20 protein-coding genes and 3 pseudogenes are annotated in these 18,122 nt (G+C 67.9%); 12 read left to right on the top strand and 11 right to left on the bottom strand.

Annotation, left to right across the window (positions count from 1 at the left end; translation table 11 throughout):
- Positions 1-107: 107 nt before the first annotated feature.
- On the bottom strand, positions 108-941 hold the full coding sequence (locus tag ACFWXC_RS19760) for a hypothetical protein (protein WP_384480331.1): 834 nt from the start codon (positions 939-941) through the stop codon (positions 108-110).
- 322 nt (positions 942-1,263) lie between these two features.
- Here ACFWXC_RS19760 and ACFWXC_RS19765 point away from each other — a divergent pair, with 322 nt between their 5' ends.
- Positions 1,264-2,184 (top strand): phosphotransferase family protein, encoded by a 921-nt coding sequence (locus ACFWXC_RS19765; protein WP_384480332.1) that lies wholly within the window; start codon positions 1,264-1,266, stop codon positions 2,182-2,184.
- On the opposite strand, the gene ACFWXC_RS19770 is transcribed toward ACFWXC_RS19765, so the two are convergent.
- Positions 2,129-2,380, bottom strand: coding sequence for a hypothetical protein (locus tag ACFWXC_RS19770; RefSeq protein ID WP_384480334.1), 252 nt, complete (start codon positions 2,378-2,380; stop codon positions 2,129-2,131). The two genes, ACFWXC_RS19765 and ACFWXC_RS19770, sit on opposite strands and share 56 nt — an antisense overlap.
- 15 nt (positions 2,381-2,395) lie before the next feature.
- On the opposite strand from ACFWXC_RS19770, the gene ACFWXC_RS19775 reads away from it, so the two are divergent.
- A complete protein-coding gene (locus tag ACFWXC_RS19775; protein WP_384480336.1) occupies positions 2,396-2,803 on the top strand; it encodes a LuxR C-terminal-related transcriptional regulator in 408 nt (135 codons plus the stop codon).
- A gap of 45 nt (positions 2,804-2,848) precedes the next feature.
- Here ACFWXC_RS19775 and ACFWXC_RS19780 read toward each other — a convergent pair whose 3' ends face one another.
- Together ACFWXC_RS19780 and ACFWXC_RS19785 are read right to left on the bottom strand one after the other, a co-directional pair.
- Complete coding sequence (locus ACFWXC_RS19780) at positions 2,849-3,220, bottom strand: VOC family protein (protein WP_384480338.1); 372 nt, start codon at positions 3,218-3,220, stop codon at positions 2,849-2,851.
- A gap of 78 nt (positions 3,221-3,298) precedes the next feature.
- Positions 3,299-3,535 carry a hypothetical protein gene (locus tag ACFWXC_RS19785; RefSeq protein WP_384480340.1) on the bottom strand — a complete coding sequence of 79 codons (237 nt, stop codon included), beginning with the start codon at positions 3,533-3,535 and terminating at the stop codon, positions 3,299-3,301.
- 188 nt (positions 3,536-3,723) lie between these two features.
- Here ACFWXC_RS19785 and ACFWXC_RS19790 point away from each other — a divergent pair, with 188 nt between their 5' ends.
- Positions 3,724-4,710 carry an oxidoreductase gene (locus tag ACFWXC_RS19790; protein ID WP_384480377.1) on the top strand — a complete coding sequence of 329 codons (987 nt, stop codon included), beginning with the start codon at positions 3,724-3,726 and terminating at the stop codon, positions 4,708-4,710.
- A gap of 42 nt (positions 4,711-4,752) precedes the next feature.
- Positions 4,753-5,274, top strand: a pseudogene (locus tag ACFWXC_RS19795) (transposase); the annotation flags it as partial.
- A 648-nt stretch (positions 5,275-5,922) separates the two neighbouring features.
- Here the strand turns inward: ACFWXC_RS19795 and ACFWXC_RS19800 are convergent.
- The gene (locus ACFWXC_RS19800; protein ID WP_384480342.1) at positions 5,923-6,555 is read right to left on the bottom strand and encodes a TetR/AcrR family transcriptional regulator; all 633 of its coding nucleotides are present in this window, start codon (positions 6,553-6,555) and stop codon (positions 5,923-5,925) included.
- A 105-nt stretch (positions 6,556-6,660) separates the two neighbouring features.
- Here ACFWXC_RS19800 and ACFWXC_RS19805 point away from each other — a divergent pair, with 105 nt between their 5' ends.
- The 3 genes from ACFWXC_RS19805 (at position 6,661) to ACFWXC_RS19815 (ending at position 9,155) form a co-directional block, all read left to right on the top strand.
- Positions 6,661-7,395: an SDR family NAD(P)-dependent oxidoreductase gene (locus tag ACFWXC_RS19805; protein ID WP_384480344.1), complete on the top strand. Its 735-nt coding sequence runs from the start codon at positions 6,661-6,663 to the stop codon at positions 7,393-7,395.
- A 319-nt stretch (positions 7,396-7,714) separates the two neighbouring features.
- Positions 7,715-8,338, top strand: coding sequence for an NADPH-dependent F420 reductase (locus tag ACFWXC_RS19810; protein WP_384480345.1), 624 nt, complete (start codon positions 7,715-7,717; stop codon positions 8,336-8,338).
- Positions 8,339-8,510: 172 nt separating this feature from the next.
- Positions 8,511-9,155, top strand: coding sequence for a hypothetical protein (locus ACFWXC_RS19815; RefSeq protein WP_384480347.1), 645 nt, complete (start codon positions 8,511-8,513; stop codon positions 9,153-9,155).
- Positions 9,156-9,438: 283 nt separating this feature from the next.
- On the opposite strand, the pseudogene ACFWXC_RS19820 reads toward ACFWXC_RS19815, so the two are convergent.
- Positions 9,439-10,131: pseudogene (locus tag ACFWXC_RS19820) on the bottom strand (transposase).
- A 134-nt stretch (positions 10,132-10,265) separates the two neighbouring features.
- Between ACFWXC_RS19820 and ACFWXC_RS19825 the strand changes: the two are divergent.
- Entirely contained in the window at positions 10,266-11,012 is a 747-nt protein-coding gene (locus tag ACFWXC_RS19825; RefSeq protein ID WP_384480349.1) for a phosphotransferase family protein, read from the top strand.
- 238 nt (positions 11,013-11,250) lie between these two features.
- On the opposite strand, the gene ACFWXC_RS19830 is transcribed toward ACFWXC_RS19825, so the two are convergent.
- The gene (locus ACFWXC_RS19830; protein WP_384480350.1) at positions 11,251-12,147 is read right to left on the bottom strand and encodes an aminoglycoside phosphotransferase family protein; all 897 of its coding nucleotides are present in this window, start codon (positions 12,145-12,147) and stop codon (positions 11,251-11,253) included.
- A 195-nt stretch (positions 12,148-12,342) separates the two neighbouring features.
- On the opposite strand from ACFWXC_RS19830, the gene ACFWXC_RS19835 reads away from it, so the two are divergent.
- Entirely contained in the window at positions 12,343-12,537 is a 195-nt protein-coding gene (locus ACFWXC_RS19835) for a recombinase (protein ID WP_384480352.1), read from the top strand.
- A gap of 35 nt (positions 12,538-12,572) precedes the next feature.
- On the opposite strand, the gene ACFWXC_RS19840 is transcribed toward ACFWXC_RS19835, so the two are convergent.
- Together ACFWXC_RS19840 and ACFWXC_RS19845 are read right to left on the bottom strand one after the other, a co-directional pair.
- Positions 12,573-13,391, bottom strand: coding sequence for a barstar family protein (locus ACFWXC_RS19840; protein WP_384480354.1), 819 nt, complete (start codon positions 13,389-13,391; stop codon positions 12,573-12,575).
- Positions 13,392-13,624: 233 nt separating this feature from the next.
- Positions 13,625-14,077, bottom strand: a complete 453-nt coding sequence (locus tag ACFWXC_RS19845) for a MarR family winged helix-turn-helix transcriptional regulator (RefSeq protein ID WP_384480356.1) — start codon at positions 14,075-14,077, stop codon at positions 13,625-13,627.
- A gap of 69 nt (positions 14,078-14,146) precedes the next feature.
- Here ACFWXC_RS19845 and ACFWXC_RS19850 point away from each other — a divergent pair, with 69 nt between their 5' ends.
- The gene (locus ACFWXC_RS19850) at positions 14,147-14,515 is read left to right on the top strand and encodes a VOC family protein (RefSeq protein WP_384480358.1); all 369 of its coding nucleotides are present in this window, start codon (positions 14,147-14,149) and stop codon (positions 14,513-14,515) included.
- 572 nt (positions 14,516-15,087) lie between these two features.
- On the opposite strand, the gene ACFWXC_RS19855 is transcribed toward ACFWXC_RS19850, so the two are convergent.
- Together ACFWXC_RS19855 and ACFWXC_RS19860 are read right to left on the bottom strand one after the other, a co-directional pair.
- Positions 15,088-15,747 carry an MSMEG_1061 family FMN-dependent PPOX-type flavoprotein gene (locus tag ACFWXC_RS19855; protein ID WP_384480359.1) on the bottom strand — a complete coding sequence of 220 codons (660 nt, stop codon included), beginning with the start codon at positions 15,745-15,747 and terminating at the stop codon, positions 15,088-15,090.
- A 63-nt stretch (positions 15,748-15,810) separates the two neighbouring features.
- Positions 15,811-16,020, bottom strand: a complete 210-nt coding sequence (locus tag ACFWXC_RS19860; RefSeq protein ID WP_384480361.1) for a hypothetical protein — start codon at positions 16,018-16,020, stop codon at positions 15,811-15,813.
- A 209-nt stretch (positions 16,021-16,229) separates the two neighbouring features.
- Here ACFWXC_RS19860 and ACFWXC_RS19865 point away from each other — a divergent pair.
- Both ACFWXC_RS19865 and ACFWXC_RS19870 read left to right on the top strand, forming a co-directional pair.
- Positions 16,230-16,694, top strand: a pseudogene (locus ACFWXC_RS19865) (SDR family oxidoreductase); the annotation flags it as partial.
- Between the two features lie 565 nt (positions 16,695-17,259).
- Positions 17,260-18,060, top strand: a complete 801-nt coding sequence (locus tag ACFWXC_RS19870) for an ALF repeat-containing protein (RefSeq protein WP_384480363.1) — start codon at positions 17,260-17,262, stop codon at positions 18,058-18,060.
- Positions 18,061-18,122 lie beyond the last annotated feature (62 nt).

Consider the following 18,122-nt stretch of genomic DNA (forward strand, 5'->3'; position numbering starts at 1 on the left):
ATACTCATGTGGGTGGGCGTACTCGCTCAAACCTTGAGGACACGTGACCAGACTTCAGTGAGACAGGACAAGCTCTCGCAGGACTCGCAGTGATACGTCGGTGCCCCCTAGCCGAGCTTCTGCAGCACCGAGGCGATGCTGGCCCGGTAGGTCCGCAGGGCCCGCAGCCCGGCGGCGTAGCGGTCGCGGTGCCGTGTGATGTCCACGGCCTGCTGCTCCGCCCGTGCAGCGTGCCAGAGCTCGGCCGTATGGTGGCGGCGCTTGCAGGTCACGTCCGCGACGGCGGTGGCCCGCTCCCGCTGCGTATGCCGGGTGTTGCCGTCACTGCCCCGTTGCCAGGCGGTGTCCGTGTACGCCGCGACGGGGTCGGAATAGCGCTTGAATCCTTGTGCTGCCACACAGCGGGACCACACGTCCCAAGCCGCGCGGAGGCGCGGGTCGCGCTTGACCGCCTTGTCGACCTCGACCGCCCGTGTAATTGCGTAGAGCCAGTCCCGCTTGACGTCGATGCCGCGCAGCAGCCGCCGGCTCGCCTCGGCGTTGCAGGCGGCGAAGTCCGCGTACTCGGCGTTGGTCATCCGGCGGCCCTTCGGCCGGAAGGCCAGGGACTTGGCCGGATCCCAGCCGTAACCCCAGCGGCGGGCGGTGGCGAGATCCAGGACGCCGTAGTCGGTGCTGACCGCGGTGGCGACGATGGGGTCGCTGGGATAGCGCGGGTCGAGCGGGAAGTCCCGGTGGCCGCGCTCCGCCATGCACTGCCGGACCAGCAACGCCGATGCCCGCTGCGATCGCTGGTAGTCCTGCGACGTGTAGTCGTAGCGGTCGGCCGGTAGCGGGCCGAGGTCCGACACCGCACGGATGACCTCCGGGCCCCCGGGACCGGAGACACAGACCGCCGCCAGCACCGCCACGGCACCCAGTCGCCACCCCCGCCTCGTCATGCGAAGGGATGCTAGCGGGCCGCGTGCAGCGGTCGGACGTGGCCCCCAGCACTCATCCACGCACGCCAGGTCTTCAAGTGACAGAAAGCTCGATGAGGCGACACCTACCGAGCAGCTCTCCAGACCGACGTACCGCGATCCCGGGGGAAACTCCCCACTCCTTCGCGGGACTCCCACTCCGCCCGAGCCACGGTTCAGCAGGTCCACGAATCCGGGTCTTGCGGGGGCAGGAAGAAAAGCAGATGCTGACGCGTCCGGCAGTCCGCGATACTCCGATGGTGCTTGGTAGGCATCGAGCGCCGCGCGAAGCGGGGCGCGTACCGTGACCGGCCTCGCTCTGCCGCCCGCCCTGCTGGCGTGGGTGTCCGAGACGACAGGAGCGCGTCTTGAGCGCTGCACCATGGATCCCATGCCCGGCGGCGCGGTGTCCGGCCTGGTGGAGCGGATCACGCTGCACCTGGCCGGCGGAGAGCGCATCCAGGAGGTCCAGGTGGTGCGCAAGCGCGCCTACCCGCATGAGGCGGGCGGGCTGGAAGCGGTGCAGGCGATCCGGCCCGCCGCAACCGCCGTTCCGGAGTTGATCGCCTGGGGCGAGAGCGCGGAGGGGACATGGCTCATCAGCCCCTTCCTGCAGGGCTCGCCCCTGCCAGACCGGGACGCCCCGGTGCCCGCCAACCTCTTCGATTCGCTGGCACGCTTGCATGCCCACTTCCACGGTGCGACGAACGTGCCGGCCGGCATGCCCCGCGTGGATTCCCAGTGGTGGCAGCAGTTGTGCCACGACTGGGTCCTGCCGCAGATTGACCGCCATCGCGGCAGGCATCCCGCGAGCACCATCACGCGGGCCGGCGTGCTGATCAACCATGTTGCCGATCATCCGGCCGTGGGGCGCACTCTCCCTCGGCTGACTCCCACGTTGCTGCATGGTGACGTCCACCCCGGCAACGTGCTCATCGACGGCCAACACGCCTGGCTGATCGACTGGGGTAGCTGCCGGGTCGGCCCGGCCATGCTTGACCTGGCCAACCTGGTGTCCCTCGACTCCGACGGGTTCGCCGTTTACCGTCAGACCTGGGAAGTGGTCACCGGGAGCTCCCTGGACGCCGATTCGGCCGAACTCGGCTACCGGTGGGCCGCCCTGCAGATCCCGGTCCAGTACCTTCCCTGGATGATCGGTAACCTGTCGGCTACCGACGTCGAGGCTGCACTTGACCGCGCCGATCAGGCCCTCGCCGCACTGTGAAGCCCGCCGCGTCGTCGGTGCCTTGGTCCCAGGTGACGCAATCCAGTTCGAGGCGACGGATCTCGTCGACGCGGCAGCCGCCGAACAGCCAGACGCCGACCATCGCGCGGACCATCTCGACGGGGTAGTAGGTGGCCTTCCAGCCGGCTTCGCGGGCCCGGCCGGAACCGTAGGGCTTGAGGTCCTCGGCGTTCAAGGTCAGCCTGGCGCCATGAGCTTGGCGCATGATGCGTCTTCGATGAGCCTGGGGTTCGGTCCCATCTGTGCGCGCCGGGGCAAGGGCATGGTCATCACGCAGCGCGGGTCGAAGCGCAGTTTGATCCATTCCCATTCGATGAGGTCTCAGTCGAACCCGCGGATGCTGTCGATCCGTGCCGCCCGGCCCGTCGGTGACGTGGGCCTTCCGTTACGGAAGGCGCTCATCAGAATGCTGGTCAGTGGTCACCCGGACAAGCAGATAGCCAAGCGGCTCGGGCTGTCGATGCGGAGCACGGCGGAACATGTGGCCAGTCTCAAGTCGGATCTCGGTGCCAAGAACCGCACTGAGATGGGGTATCTGCTGGCCGGGAGGGAGCTCGCCAACGGTCTGGTCCGGCCGTCGGCAGCCGCATCCGCCTGACGTGACGGTCCGGCCCTCTGGAGCCGGAGGCCGGACCGCCGGCCGTCAACTCCGGCTCGTGACGCGAAGGAAGTACCCGTCCGGGTCATGGACGCGGAAATCTGTGAGCCCCCAGGGCTGTTGCCGGAGTGCGTCGGTGACGGGCCAGCCCGCTTCCAACACCCGGGCGTGGTCAGCAAGGACATCGTCGACCTCCAGCACGATCTCGACCCCGGTGGGCACCGTGCGGGCGTCCCGGTCGACGGCCTTCCACGGTCGTACCGCGCCGATACGGACCCCGTCCCTGGTCACAGCCACGTAAGGCCAGTCGGTGCTTCGGCGGTCGTCGGTGACGGTGAAGCCCAGCACACGGCAGTAGAAGTCCGCGAAGCGGTCGAGGTCGTCGACAAACAACTCAATCCGAAGCGATGCCGGCACGGAGTACGTCTTCCTTCCCATGCGACCCGCCCGTCCGGAAGGAACTGCCCGGGCCGCTCTTCGAACGTGCGGTGGGAGCTACACCGGTACGGCGTAGACGGAACCATCGTAGGAGGACGCCGGAAAGCGCCCGGTATGGGCGTCGTAGCGCATGGACGAGCTACCGGCGGTGGTGGGCTTGTCCACGTACGTCCACTCGCCCGAGTCGGTGCTGTACACGGCGACCATTCCCGCGTAGGAGCCCGTGGCCACCAGGGTCCCGTAGGCGGAGGCTGCCACGCACTTGATCGAGTGGTCGTGCGGAGTTGCGATCACGGTGCCTCCGTCCCCTGCCAGAGGCGTAGGCGGAGATCACGGTTCACGCTGACGAATCGTGCGCCGGGCAGCGGGGGCGCAGCCGTTGGCGATGCGCTGGAAAACGTATGGGCAGATGCGGGCTCTGCCCACAGCAGAAGCCTCTTGGCGTGATCGGGCCGCGCTGATTGAGTTCCGCCATGGAGCGCATGGAGATCCTGGTTCTCGGCGGTACGGCTTGGCTGGGGCGTGAAGTGTCCCGGCAGGCCCTCGACCGCGGCCACCACGTGACGTGCCTGGCTCGTGGCGACAGCGGGCCCGTGGCGGAAGGCGCGCGCCTGGTAGCCGCGGATCGGCACGACCCCGCCGCGTACGCGTCCCTGCCCAGCCGGGAATGGGACGCTGTGCTTGAGGTGTCCTGGCAACCCGGCTTCGTACGGAACGCAGTTGCGGCCCTGGGCTCGCGGGCACGTCACTGGATCTACGTCTCCTCGGTCAGCGCATACGCCTCCCACGGCGAGCCCGGCGCGGGCGAGTCCGCCGCCCTGCTGCCCGCCACGGACGATGAAGAGGTCGACCATGACCGGTACGGCGAGGCCAAGTCCGCCTGCGAAACCCTCACCCAGACGGTCCTGGCCGACCGCCTCCTGATCGCGCGCGCCGGACTCATCGGCGGGCCCGGCGACCACAGCGACCGCTCCGGCTATTGGGTCGCCCGTGCCGCCCGTGCCCCCGAGGCGCCGCTGCTCGTCCCCGACATCCCGAAGGCCCCGACGCAGACCATCGACGTGCGCAACCTGGCGTCCTGGCTCCTCGACACTGCGGAACACCGAACCACGGGCACATACAACGCGGTTGGCCCGGTCATGCCCTTCGCCGAGTGGATCGAGCTGTCCCGCAGCGTCGGCGGACACACCGGAGCAGTCATCACGGTGGCGTCCCAGCAGCTCCTCGAGCACGGAGTGGCCCAGTACATGGGCGCCGACTCACTGCCCATGTGGGTGGTCGAACCAGGATGGGAGGGCTGGGCAGCGCGCGACGGATCTGCCGCCACTACCGCGGGCCTGCGCCACCGCTCCCGCATCGACCTCCTTGCCGACACACTGCGCTGGGAACGCGAGCAGGGACTGCATCGGCCACGCCGCGCGGGACTCGCCCCGGACAGAGAGCGTGAACTCTTGGCGTCCTTCGGATAGCTGATCGTTTCAGAATGAGATCGGTGTGTCGGCGGGCAGTCGGTGATCCTCGTTGGCAGGGTCTGCGCGGTGTCCGATGCTCTTGTCCCTGATGACCTGTGGGAGCACATGGCCCCGCTGCCGCCGCCGCAGCCCAAGCGAAGGCACCGGCGCCCAGGCCGACTTTGGGTGCGAGATCGTGTCGCGCTGGCGGGCATTGTCTACGTGCTGCGCAAAGGGTGTCCTGGCGGGACGTCCCTGCTGGTGTGGTGGGCTGCTCGGACGTGACCGCCTGGCGCCGTCTACGGGACTGGACCGAAGCCGGTGTCCGGCCCCGGCTACACGCGGAGCTCCTTGCCGAACTGCGCAAGACCGCCCTGCTCGAGATGGACGACTGTGCGATCGACGGCTCCCATGTCAGAGTCCTCAAGGGGGGATCACGTCGGGCCTTCGGCGGTCGACCGCTCCCGCCCCGGCTCCGAACCCCACCTGATCGTCGACAGCCGTGGAACCCCGCTGGCCGTGTCCGTGACCGGCGGGAACGAAGAGCCGACCTCCACGAAGCCTTCCTGGTCGACGGTGCCCGCCACCAGCTCGACCTGATCACTGCCGAGTCCATCCGGCGCGGCGTCACGCTCCACGTGCGCCCAGCCCTCGAACTTCGCGAAGAACGCGCGGGACAGGAGGACGTCGCCCGCCCGCTGCGCGCGCAGCATGAAGCCGAGTTCGTCTGATGCCGCGTCGCCCTCGACGGACAGCGTGGGGCTCATGCCACGCTCGGTCACATAGTCGAAAACCTGCTCGGTGAGCTCGGACGGCACCTGTCCGACCAACCCGAGGCTGTCCAGTCGGACCTGCGGACCGCACAAGGCGTCGACGGCCACGCACGTCAGGAGGTCAGGGACCCGGTAGTACACCGTGACAGCGGTCGACCATCCCGGTGCTGCCGCCGCTCGGAAGTCGGCCCGCCGCGTCAGGGCGCCGTGCCTCGTCTCGCTCTGGAGCACAGTGCAGATGAACCCCTGGGCTTCCATAGCCACGGCCGCCTGCTCGTGGCTCATATCGAAACGCAGCGGTCCCACGCTCACGAACGGCGTGTAGTCCCACCGCGCACGGTCGGCCTCGTCGACAACCGGCCACACCCGGCATCAGCCCCTTCGTCCCAAACCCCTTGTCGTTGCGAAAGATCAGCACCCTACAGCTCGCAACGCCATGTGCTGCACAACCCCAGCTTCACTCGGAACGAACCGCACCCTTTTCGCTTCCCCGGTCCCGGTCTGTCGCGGGGAGGGCGTTGTCGATGAGGACGGCGGCGATGGCGGCGGCGGCGGGGAAGGATTCGGCGTTGAGGACTCGGGTGCGGGCCGAGGCGCCATCGAGGAGCAGCGCCAGTTGTTCGCCGAGCTGTTCGGGGTTGGTGGCGCCGGCTTCGCGGGCCGTTTCGGCGAGCCGCGCGGCGATGGCGAGCTTGTAGTCGCGTGCGTACTGGGACGCGGGGTGTTCGGGGTCGTGGATTTCGACGGTCGCCGCGATGTAGGGGCACAGGGGAGTGAGCTCCTCTGTGCCGGATGTGGGGACCTCGAAGGCGGCGAGGAGTCGTTCGCGGGGCGTGAGGTCGGTGCGGTCGAACACTCCGGCCATGATGTCGGGATCGAATCGGCGCAGGTATTCGGCGACCAGGTCGTCCTTGCTGGTGAAGTGCTGGTAGGCCGTGCGCTTCGAGACCTGGGCCACTGCGCAGAGTTGGTCCATGCCGGTGCGGTTGATGCCCTGAGCGCGGAACAGTTGCTGCGATGCGCTGAGGATGCGCTCGCGTGCACCCCTGCCGCGGCGCCGGCCCTGGGGGCCCTTCTCCAGCTTCGTCATGACTCCATCGTAGCCCAGCGCGGTACCGCTCGGTGTACATAGCTTGCGTTCCCGCTTGGTCGTCGCCTACGTTAAGTACACAGCTCGGTTTACAAAGGAGTGATCGTGGGAAAGCTCGATGGCAAGGTTGCGGTGATCACGGGCGGGTCGACCGGCATGGCGCTGGCCGGCGCGAAGCTGTTCGCCGAGGAAGGGGCTCATGTCTTCATCACGGGCCGGCGGCAGGAGGCGCTGGATGACGCCGTCAAGGTGATCGGCCGGAACGTGACCGCCGTGCAGGGTGATGCGGCCGACCTGGACGACCTGGACCGTTTGTACGAGACGGTCCGGCGGGACAAGGGCTCGATCGACGTGCTGTGGGCGAGTGCCGGTATGGGTGAGCAGGGCAAGCTCGGCGAGATCACCGAGGAGCAGTTCCATCGCGCGTTCTCGCTGAACGCGCGCGGCACGCTGTTCACGGTGCAGAAGGCGCTGCCGCTGCTCAACGACGGCGGCTCGATCTTCATGACCGGCTCGAACGCTTCACTCAGGGGCTTCCCCGGGTGGAGTGTGTATGCGGGGAGCAAGGCCGTACAGCAGGCCTGGGCCCGTGTGTGGCTGAACGAGCTGAGGGACAGGCGGATCCGGGTGAACGTGCTGACCCCCGGCCAGGTCGCCACGGCCAAGCAGGAGGAGTTGTTCGACGAGGAGACGAAGCGGCAGTTCGAGTCCCTGATCCCGCGGGGCACGATGGGCCGCCCCGAGGAGATCGCGACGGTCGCGCTGTTCCTCGCCTCGGACGACTCAAGCTATGTGAACGGGCTGGAACTGACCACCGACGGCGGCACCACGGTGATCTGAACGGACACACCAGGTGACCACGGTGGCGCCCGCTGCCGTCCGCCGTCGAGATGCAGGGGCACCTTGCGCATGTCCTCGGCATGCAGCCCCGGGAACTGCGCACGAACGGGGAGTAACGATCATGGATGGCCTCGCCCCACGTCTGTGACCTCCTTGACCTCCTTGGAACAGGTCATCGAGGGGCAGGTTCACACATCCCGACCTACCGGCGGAATAGCGGTATATCAGCCGGCACCGAGCTCTGCGGCTCACCCAGTTGGGTTACTCGGCACAAATGAAACAAAGCGGAAGTTCGAGAACGAGGAAGAGAGCACACCTCATGAGCAGCATCAGCATCATCGGCACGGGGAACATGGCCCGTACCATCGGCGCGCTGGCGGTAGCGGGCGGCAACACCGTCGAGGTCATGGGCCGCGATCACGCCAAGTCCGCTGACCTGGCCAAGGCTCTCGGCGGCGGCGCCACGACGGGAGAGTGGGGCGCCGTCCCGGCCGGGGACATCGTCATCGTGGCCCTGTTGTTCGACGGTGTCGTTCCGACCGTCGCGCACTACGGGGACGCCCTCGCGGGCAAGGTCATCGTCGACATCAGCAACCCCTTCAATTCCACGGTCGACGGTCTGGCCCACCGCGAGGTCACCTCGATCGCGCAGGAAGTCGCCAAGGTGGCCCCGGCCGGTGCCAGCGTGGTGAAGGGATTCAACACCGTCTTCCGTCATGTCCTGGAGAACGGCCGGCCCGACGTCTTCATCGCCGGCGACGACGCGCAGGCCAAGGCGGGCGTGGAGGCGTTCATCAAGAGCCTCGGGATGCGCCCGATGGACGCCGGTGGCCTGGAAATGGCGCACTGGCTGGAAGGAGCGGGTGTGCTCACGATGGGCCTCGCCCGCCACGGGGTGGGGGGCTGGGACTTCGCCCTCGGCGTCACGGAACTTCCCGCCTGAGCTGCACCGGAGGAGATACTCGCGATGAAGCTCGGAGCTGCTTCGGCGACGTCGCCGATATGGCGACGTACCTCAGTTGGCGATTGAGCGCGTCGGGGCAATGGCTTGACCGGAGCAGGGTGGCTGTGGGACCTCGTGACACGCCCGGCAAAGGTGCGTCACGATGATCACTATGACCGACGGAATCGCATGGCTTGCCGCTCCCCAGTCGATCGCCTTCGGTGGCTACAGCGTGGTGCTCGCTCGGGGGTTGGACGCCGAAGAGCTGGTGTCTCGGCTCACCGCGACAGTGTTCGGGCCGACGCGCACGGCGCGTAGTCTGGCCCACCTCACCAGCAAGGACCTGATCGATGTCGTGGAAGACGGCCTCTGGGCCCCCTACCCCACGATAGGTCTGCGTTATGGAGAGATCGGCGAATGGGTCTTCGTGGTCAAGTACGGTGGCTGGCAGGCGGAGTTCGGCTCACAGCCACCTGTTTCTCGGGGTGGTGCACACGTCTTCCAGCTGGAATTCGAAGAGGAGAACGGCAAGCCGGTACCGCCTCAGTTCTCCTATCTCCATGATGATCGTCTCATGTGTGCCTTCAATCTCCACCTGGACCGTTCATGGGGATACGACGGCGTGAACGGTGACCGTGAGGTGGCGGGACGCGTCGAGGAGATGCTGGCCGCTGCCGGCCTGCCAGACGCCAACGTGCCTCGCCGCGAAGTGCACCGCACCGCACTGGAGATCATCGAACGATACTTCGGCCTTTCCCTGCCACGCAGGCAAGTCCTGGAGGCCGCGCTTCCCGCTGTGGTCCTGGAGACCGCGTAGCCGACGAATCCTCGAGCTGAAGCGGCTCGTCACATCGAGGTGAGGCTGCGTCGGCAGGGTTGCTGGTCGCCTACTGCTTCCTGGTGAAGCTCCCGGCGAGGACATGGAGCTTGACGAGGCGTTTCAGCTTGGCGCGGGTGCCTTCGATGTTCTTCGGCAGGAGTTCGTGGTGGAGGGCTTCGCAGACGTCACGGGCGCGGAGGGGACCGGTGGCCTCGTTGAAGACGGTGAGGATTCCAGGCCCCCTCTTGGACTTGGAGTGCGTCGAGTATGGGCTGGACGTTCACGGGGGCACCGGCTTCGGGTCGCGCCAGGTGGGAGTGTTCGCGCAGGTGAGCCGGCGGGCCATGACCGGTCTTCGCCCAGTGGACGCGGAAGCCGGAGGAGGCCGGGCGGTGTTCGTAGTCGCGGACCAGGCGCCGGTGCAGTACCAGAATCCCGTAGCTCTGCTCGATCCTCCACCGCTTCGGCTGCGGGACGAACCCCGCCTTCTGCGGGTTGCGTTGGACGGTCTCGACGTCGATGCCCAGGGGGTGCCATGGGTGGCGACCTGGTCGAGCAGGTCGATGCCGACGGCGTTGTCGTGGGTGTTCGCGGAGAGGACGGTGACGGCGATGACCAGGCCCAGTACGTCCACGGCCAGGCCGCGCTTGCGGACCGGCACCCGTTTCGCCGGGTCCCGGCCGGCCGTGGAGGCGGTGACCCCGGCAGCCGCGTGGATGGATGACCTGGTCGGTCCCGTCGTCCCGCCATGCGGCGAAGCAGTAGTACGTCGCGCTCTTCGGCGGCAGTCGTTGGGAAGGTAGGCCCACTGGCAGTCGGTCCGGCCCTGGTAGAGGATCGCGTTCACGATCTCCCGCATCGCATAGGCGCCCTGGTGGCCGCTGACCGATCGGTGCCGGTCCTTCCACGCCGTGATCATCGGCTCGATCAACGACCACTGCCCATCCAATACGTCGCTTAGGATTCCTGACAAAAGTGGTGGGCTTGACCTGGTCGGAGGTCGGTGTCGTGCACGAGGCCGCCCGGGTGGCGGGACGCGGTCAGCCGCGTAATCGCACGCGATAAACCCGGCGACGTCGGCGATCATCCCCGGGATACTGGTCGCCCATGGATGAGGTCAAAGTCGTCGTCGCCCATTCCGAGCGCGCAACCCTGCGCGTCGGCGACGTGTTCCTGAAGGTCGACGCCGATCAGGCGCGCATCGACGTCGAGGTCGAGGCGATGTCCCTCGCGCCGGTCCCGACCCCGGAGGTCCTGTGGCGCAAGCCGCCCGTGCTCGCGATCGCCGCACTCCCGGGGACGGTGCTCGGCCGTCTCGGCGGGCCGTCGACCGGGTCGCCGGCGGCGTGGGCCGCGGCGGGCGCCGCCATCCGGAAGCTGCACGACGCGCCACTGCCGCCCTGGGCCGGCCGGCGCCGCCAGGGTCCCGACGAGTTGGTGGCGGAACTTGACGGCGAGTGCGAGTTGCTCGTGACGAACGGCGTCCTGCCCGCCGACCTGGTCACCCGGAACCGCCAGGTCGCCGAGGCCGCGCTCCGGCCGTGGACTCCGGTGTTCACGCACGGCGACCTGCAGATCGAGCACGTCTTTGTCGACGGCGACGAGGTCACCGGCATCATCGACTGGTCCGAGGCGGGCCGGGGTGATGCCCTGTTCGACCTCGCCACCGTGACGCTCGGACACGAGGAGCACCTCGGCGATGTCGTCGCCGGCTATGGCACCGACGTCGACCTCGACGTGATCCGCGCGTGGTGGTCGTTGCGAAGCCTGCTGGGGGTTCGCTGGCTGGTCGAGCACGGCTTCGACCCGTTCGCGCCGGGCTGTGAGGTCGACGTGCTGAGATCCCGGATGTGAGGCTGCGCGGGCCCGACTGCTACGTAGGCGTTCTAACGGGTCGAGCTGTTGCTTGAGCACGGGGGCGTGGCGACCGACGACTATTCCGGCCATCCCTGGACCCTGCAGGAGATCAAGTCTGGACCATTGAATGACGGCCTGCGCTTCTTCGGCTTTCAGGCCTACCCAGAACTCAACCGCGAGTGAGTACTTTCCTGACTCGATCACCACGCAACCGGCAAGTTCAAAGAAGCGTGTATCAAACGCCCTTCAGAACACGATCAAGTGCCGCCCGGCCTGCAGGTCCCCAGTTCGGCTTGCCGCCGGGAAGACCCCGATCTCCGTTCTGCCCCATGAGCATCAGGAAGAGGCTCTTCGTAGCGGCCAGCCCGCGGGCGCGCCGGATCGCCGCCTCGTCTGCATGCGCGTACCTGTCGAAGAACCGTGAGGCCGTGCCCGCGGGCAGCAGTACCCATGCGGCGGCGAGGTCCCACGCCGGATCGCCGGCGAAAATGTCACCGAAGTCGACGATGCCCGAGAGCGTTCCGTCCGAGACGACGACGTTCGCGGGGTGGAGGTCGCCGTGCACCCACACCGGCGGGCCCTCCCACTCGGGGGCCGCAACGGCGTCGTCCCAGACGGCCCGGACGTCGACAGCGATGTCGTCGGGGGCAACGGCCTGGAAGAGGTTCTCGAAGCCTTCCGTGCAGTTCCGGGGATGGGCTCCGCGGTCCGCAGCGATCGGCGCCTCGGCGGGCGCCTCCACATGGAGCGCCCGGAGGAACCCCGCCAGCGTGTCGGCCGCGTGGTCGCCGCGGCTGATCGAGCCGTGGTCCAGCGGCTCGCCGGGAACCCACGTCATCACGGTCCAGTGCTTGGGAAAGCGCTCGGACGGTTCGCCGAACCGTACCGGGGTCGGCACCGGGAGCGGCAGGCGCGGGGCCAGCACGGGTAGCCACCGCCGCTCATTGAGCTGCGGCTCCGGGGTGGGGTCCATGCGCTGCATGCGCACGGCCAACTCGTCCCCGAGGCGCCACATTTGGTTGCCCCAGCCGCCCACCACCTCGCGGATGGCCAGCCCTGCAAGGTCTGGATGTTGCTCCTGCAGCAGGTCGCGGACCAGGTCTGCGGTGATCTCGATCTCGGTGTCGGTCATGCGAAGTCACAGTACCGAGGCGGCACGTGGAGCGGCTCTCGCTCTCCGGAACATCTCGCTGTGATGCCTCTGGCGTCGCCAATTCGGCTTCAGAGACCTGCAGATCAGAGGCTTGGGGACGGAACGGTCCCAAAGTTCGGAGAAGCCTGCGTTCGTTGCTCGCTCCTCCGGCCGGACCCGGCCCAGCGCGGCCGGTTGGAGGAGATCCGCGACAACCTCGTCGCCCGCATCGCCGAGGCCGAGCGCGAGGGCTGGATCGGCGAGATCGACGGCATCGACCTCACCCTCACCTTCCTCCGCGCCAAGCGCAACGAGACCCAGCGCCGAGCCCAGCGACCACCGGTCGCGCTCGGCATCCCCGCACGCCGCCGTCCGCAGGAGTCGAAATGACCTTTCCCACGCCGATGCCTCAAGGCGACCAAGTATCACCGAAGGATGACGCTTGCGCCCCGTTCCTTGAAGATTTCCAGGAGCAGGTCGAACAGCGAAACGTCGCCATCGTCGGTGGGCACGCGCTCCACCAACCGTGTCCTGGCCTCGGCCGAGGAATCCCAGTGCAAGGTGAACGGATTGGTGGCGCCCCAGCCGCCTCTCAGGCAGTCGTCCAGAGCGTCAAGGTTCCAGCCGAAGTACCCGCCGGGCCCGTTGACGGCTTCCCCGATCGCGCAGTAGAAGCTGTCCCTGTCAACGACGTGCCGGCCGTCCAAGGTGAACAACTGGCCTGCGGGAGCGTCGGGCCTTCCCTGGCGCTGGTACTCCCGGGACCACAGCGCCACCGACAGCCACGCATGTCTGTCCTCGGGCGCGAGGTCGTGCCACATGCCGGTGCGATTCAGGTGACCCGTGCGGACCAGGTCCCACACTCGTTCCGCTCCTGCCAGGGCGTTCTCGCACCACAGCGTCATCGTGAGGTCGACGAGGCCGGCCCCGCAGGTGGAGGGATTGGCATCGACGACGGTGACGTCGTTGACGAAGTAGGACCCTATGGTGGCACCGTCCCCGTCGAGGAGGTCGAACCAGGCATTCCCTGCCACGGCACAAAGGCTGCCGACATGGCCAACGCGCTTCAGTAGGCCACCCTGCGGGAGACAGCCCGCGAGGCGCACTCGGCGTGCACCCTCTTCGTCGGGCAGCGGCGTGAACAACCCCTCGGCCTCGTGAGCAAAGCCCCAGAAGTCGCTGTCGTCCTCGTCCGAGGTCAGCGCGTACTTCTGCTCCTCGCCGCCCCGCCCTGATGTCCGCATCGCACCCCCATGAGAGCGCTGATCCTACCGACGCCCCGTGACTTGCCGGGCGGTCGCCGGCGCAGCCGCCACCACTGACCCCCTCCCACCCATCTCGGAGGCCCGTTGACGGCTCATCGCAGAAGCAGAAGAGGGTGTAGTCGGGGTCTGTCGGTTTTCGAGGTCGCCGCACGAATTTTCACGCTCGGCCGCACTCCTGTCCGGGCGCGACGAGACGTGCGCCGGGGAACGAGCTATGCGCCGTCCTTGCCGTCGCGCAGGGAGTGGATCATGCTCTGCAGGATCCGGAACGCGCCTGACCGCTCGGTCTCGGTCATGCCTGCCAGCATTCTGACCTCGACGGACCGGACCGCTACGGTCGCCTTCTCCAGGCTCTGTCGGCCGCGGGGCGTGAGCCGCGTGGGAAGAACCTTCCCGACGGGTGCCTCCGCAGGCCTGGTCACGTAGCCGTCTCGTTCCAGTGCCTGGAGCAGCACGTTCATCGTCTGCCGTGTCACGAACGCGCCCCGCGCGAGCTCGGAGTTCGACAAGCCCGGTCGTTGGGCCAGCAGCTCAAGGCAGGAGTAGTGCGTCACGCTCATCCCGAGCGGCCGCAGCACCTCCTCCATGGCCGCGCGGAGGACGCTCGACGCCTCTTTCAGCAGGTAGCCCAGTGACGTCTCCAGGTCGACACCGTCTTGATTCATGTCAGCATTCTGACATAGATTTCCTGTGTCAGAAAGCTGACACGAAAACACGAAAAGAGGAGCATCATCATGCCCGCCACCGGCCCCGACTTCATCTCGCTCCAAGCGCGCGACCTCGACGCTTCGCAGGCGTTCTACGAGCAGTACCTCGGCCTCGTCCGCTCGCAGGCCGGACCTCCGCACGCCGTCGTCTTCGAGACGAAGCCGATCGCGTTCGCACTCCGCGACATCGTTCCCGGCACCGATCTCGCATCCGTCGCCCAGCCCGGCATCGGTGCCGCCATCTGGCTCCACGCCACCGACGTCCAGGCCATTCACGATGCTCTCGTCGCCGACGGTCACACCATCGTCTCCGCACCGATCGACGGCCCCTTCGGCCGGACCTTCACCTTCGCCGACCCCGACGGCTACCAGGTCACGCTCCACGACCGCACCTGACCGGCCAGACGCCACCGGACGATCACCGATCCCCGAAGACCGCGGTTGCGCCCCGGGCTCGCGCGTGACGCCACCTTCCGCCCTGCCGACCTGACGACGTTCTGCCGGCTGGACGGCCTCGGTTTGGAAGCGGCCGGCCAACAACTGCGTCCCGACCACGCGGTGTTGTGCCGGTGATGAAGAACGTGACGACCTGGTAGTGCAGTTCGTCGTCACTACGGGCGCCGGTACCGTCGCCGGCGTTCATGAGGTCGCCGAGCAGGCCGCTGTCGTTGGGGCGTGCGCGGGCTGCTGCGATGGCACGTTCGGGGGCCGCTCCATCCCTGTTGGACGGTGCATCGGACCGGCGTGGGGTGGGCGCGGCGGAGCGTGATGGTGTGGGCGGCGCGGACGACGGCGCGGACGACGTCGATGGGAGTGTAGAGGGTCTTGGTGATCCACAGGGCGGACGGATCCGACCGGCCGCGGCCACCCCAGCCGCGTCGACGCCCGATCGAATCACTGCAGGTCATCCCAGCCGAAGCACCCGGACCCAAGAGCTGAGTCAACGGCATTGGGGTTAACAGACGAGCTTACTCGTACCGGTACTTCAGCGAGTCCGCCTCCGCCTGCTCGATGTCGGCGATCGTCAGATCCGGCATCCGCAACTGGGCCAGCGTCACCTCGGCCGAGGTCGGCTGGGCGTCCGTCGGCAGCCACTGCTCCGGCTTCCAGGCACCGCTGCGCAGCAGCGACTTGGGGCAGTGCGGGTAGACCTCCTCGATCCCCACCACCAACGCACTGGCCGGCGGCTTGCCCACGGCGGTCAGCTGCGACAGCAACTCCGAGCGAGTGGAGACGCAGGCCCGGCCGTTCACCCTGAGCGTCGTGGTACGCCCCGGGATGACGAACAGCAGCCCGGCCCGTCCGGTGGCGATGACGTTCTGCAGGGTGTCCAGACGCTTGTTGCCGGTCGCGTCCGGTATCGCCACCGTCCGGGCGTCCAGGACGGCGACGAACCCGGCGGGTCCGCCGCGCGGGGAGACGTCACAGTTGCCCTCGGCGTCCGCGCTGGCGACCAGGACCAGTGATGAGAGTCCGATCAACCGCCGGGTCTGCTCGGTGAGTTCGGTCATCTGCTTGCGCACGGCCGCGTCGCCTGGGCGTTCGTAGACCCGGCGCAGCGTCTCCTGGTCGGGCACGGCGTCGAGGCGAAGCGAATCGAAGGCACTGTCAGCAAGGGGCGTCGTCATACCCTCGACCCTAATCGGCCGCATCTTCGGCCTTCGAAAGATCCAGCGGGCCCGCGAAGTCGATCACGGGATCCGGTCGGGGTGAGGTCGGGGCGGCAATGCCCCGATGGCGCCGGCTCCGGGTTGGGACAGCGCACCACGCAGTTGCCGGTTCTCCACGATCAGCTGGTTGACGGCGCGTACGAGGTGGTCGACGTCGATGCGCAGCTGGACCGGCTCCGTGGCGTCCCGCTGGCGGAGCTCCCCCACTTTGACGACAGCTTTCCAGGGCATGTTCCTGGGCCTGATCATGATGAGGCCCGGAGTCAGACGCCCGCCTGGTGCCGTACACGCGCCGGTGTCCCGGCCACATGCCGGAGGGTTTCGCGTCTCTGGCAGGGTAGGCGTGTGACGCCAGTACCAGGGACTGCCGAGGAGTTCACCTCCCATCGCCCTCGTATGTTCAGCCTCGCCTACCGGCTGCTCGGTTCCGCCGAGGAGGCGGAGGACACCGGGTGCCGCTCGGCTACTACCGAACCAAGCTCGCCGTCGAGAGGCTGATCGAGCAGTCGGAGCTCGGCTGGACCGTGCTGCGTACGACGCAATTCCACGACCTGGTACTGCAACTCCTGCAAGGCTCGGCCAAGCTGCCGGTCATGCTGCTCCCGGCGGGAGTCGCCGACCAGCCGATCGACGCGGCTGAGGTCGCTGCCCGGCTGGCCGAACTCGCAACCGGGGCGCCCGCGGGGCGAGCGCCGGACATGGGCGGCCCTCAGGTTCGTACGGTTCCGGAGCTGGCCCGGGCCTATCTGCGTGCGAGCGGCCGGCGCCGTGCCCTGCTGAACGTGCGCCTGGCCGGCAAGACCTATCGCAGACTCCGGGCGGGCGGGCATCTGACGCCGAAGCGGGCCGTGGGCAAGGTGACGTTCGAGCAGTTCTTGGCGGCCCGTTTTCGGGCGCGAGACTGACGCCTGGATCGGGAATCTGACACTGGTCCAGCGGATGGCGGTAACGGCGCCTCTGTCTCGAGGTCGGTTGATCGGACCGCCGCTGCCCGGGACCTGTCCTGAGCTACATCAGGCCGTCCCCCCGACAAGGGGCCGATCGAACACTTGGTCCAGCCATCGGAGAACCGTCCGATAGGGACGCACTACCGGTATCTCGTACTGACCCCGTGCCCGGGCAGCCGCTCCGCTCACCCGCCTTCCGGTGGTTTCTGGGCGGCCAGTCGATCTCTACGGTTCGCAGTGCCATGTCGCCTGTAGTCCTGGCCTTTGGCGTCTTGGAGGTCACCGACAGCGGGGCCCGGCTGTCCGCGGTCACCACGCCGGCCCTGGTTCCCATGCTCGCGAAACCCGACCGAGGGTTCGGGGCGGGCAGCGGACGCTAGTGTCGGCAAAGTCCGAACTCATCACCACACCTGGGCAGTTGGGGATCGGTTCGATGGCGCCGCTGCCGCAAACGGTGTTGATCTATGTACCTGGCATGTGGATGCTTCATACCGAACGACACACCGAGTACGGAGGTACATCCATGAGACCGACCCGCGCCGCGATGCTGGTCGCCGCGACCGTTCTGACGCCCGCCCTCCTCTTCACCGCACCGGCCTTCGCCGCCGACGCGTCCACGTCGGCCACGCCCGTCGCGTCCACCACGCCCGTCACACCCACGCCTGCCACGGCTTGCCCGGACGTCTCGTCCGACACCGGGACCCCCGTCGACGAGCTGACGGACGACCAAGTCAGGGTCGCGATCCAGGACATCCTCACGGACGACAACGCCGGGACGGGCGTTCTGCGCGAGGCCAACGAGGCGCTGAGCGGTACGGCGGACGACATGCGTGCCTTCCTGGAGACGGGATGCCGCCTCGCCCAGGCCGAGGACGACTCCGTCGCGGTCGCCCATGTCCTCGCCGTGGCCACCCAGAACGGTGACAAGCGGGTGATCAAGGCGGCCAACGCCGCCCTCGACGCCAACACCCCGGAAGCGCTGCGCGCCTTCCTGGAGACGGGGTACGCACAGGCCCAGGTCGAGGACGACTCCGTGGCCGTGGCCCACATCCTCTTCGTGGCCACGCAGAACGGTGACAAGAGGGTGATCAAGGAGGCCAACGCCGCCCTCGATGCCGGTACTGCCGAAGCACTGAGCTACTTCCGGTGGACCGGATACCGGCTCGCACAGGCCGAGGACGACTCCGTGTACATCGTCCATATGCTCACGGACCCGAACATCAGCGACGCCATGTACGACGCGATCCAGGCGGTCCTCGACGACGGCAGCCCAGAAGCCCTCCGATACTTCCGGACGGTCGGCCAGTACGAGGTCGAAGGCTGAGCACAGCCACGGAAACCCAACCGGCCAACCTGTGGCCGGGCCGCACCCGGCCCGGCCACAGG

Source organism: Streptomyces sp. NPDC058683 (assembly GCF_042716195.1).
In the GTDB taxonomy this organism is placed as follows: Bacteria; Actinomycetota; Actinomycetes; order Streptomycetales; family Streptomycetaceae; genus Streptomyces.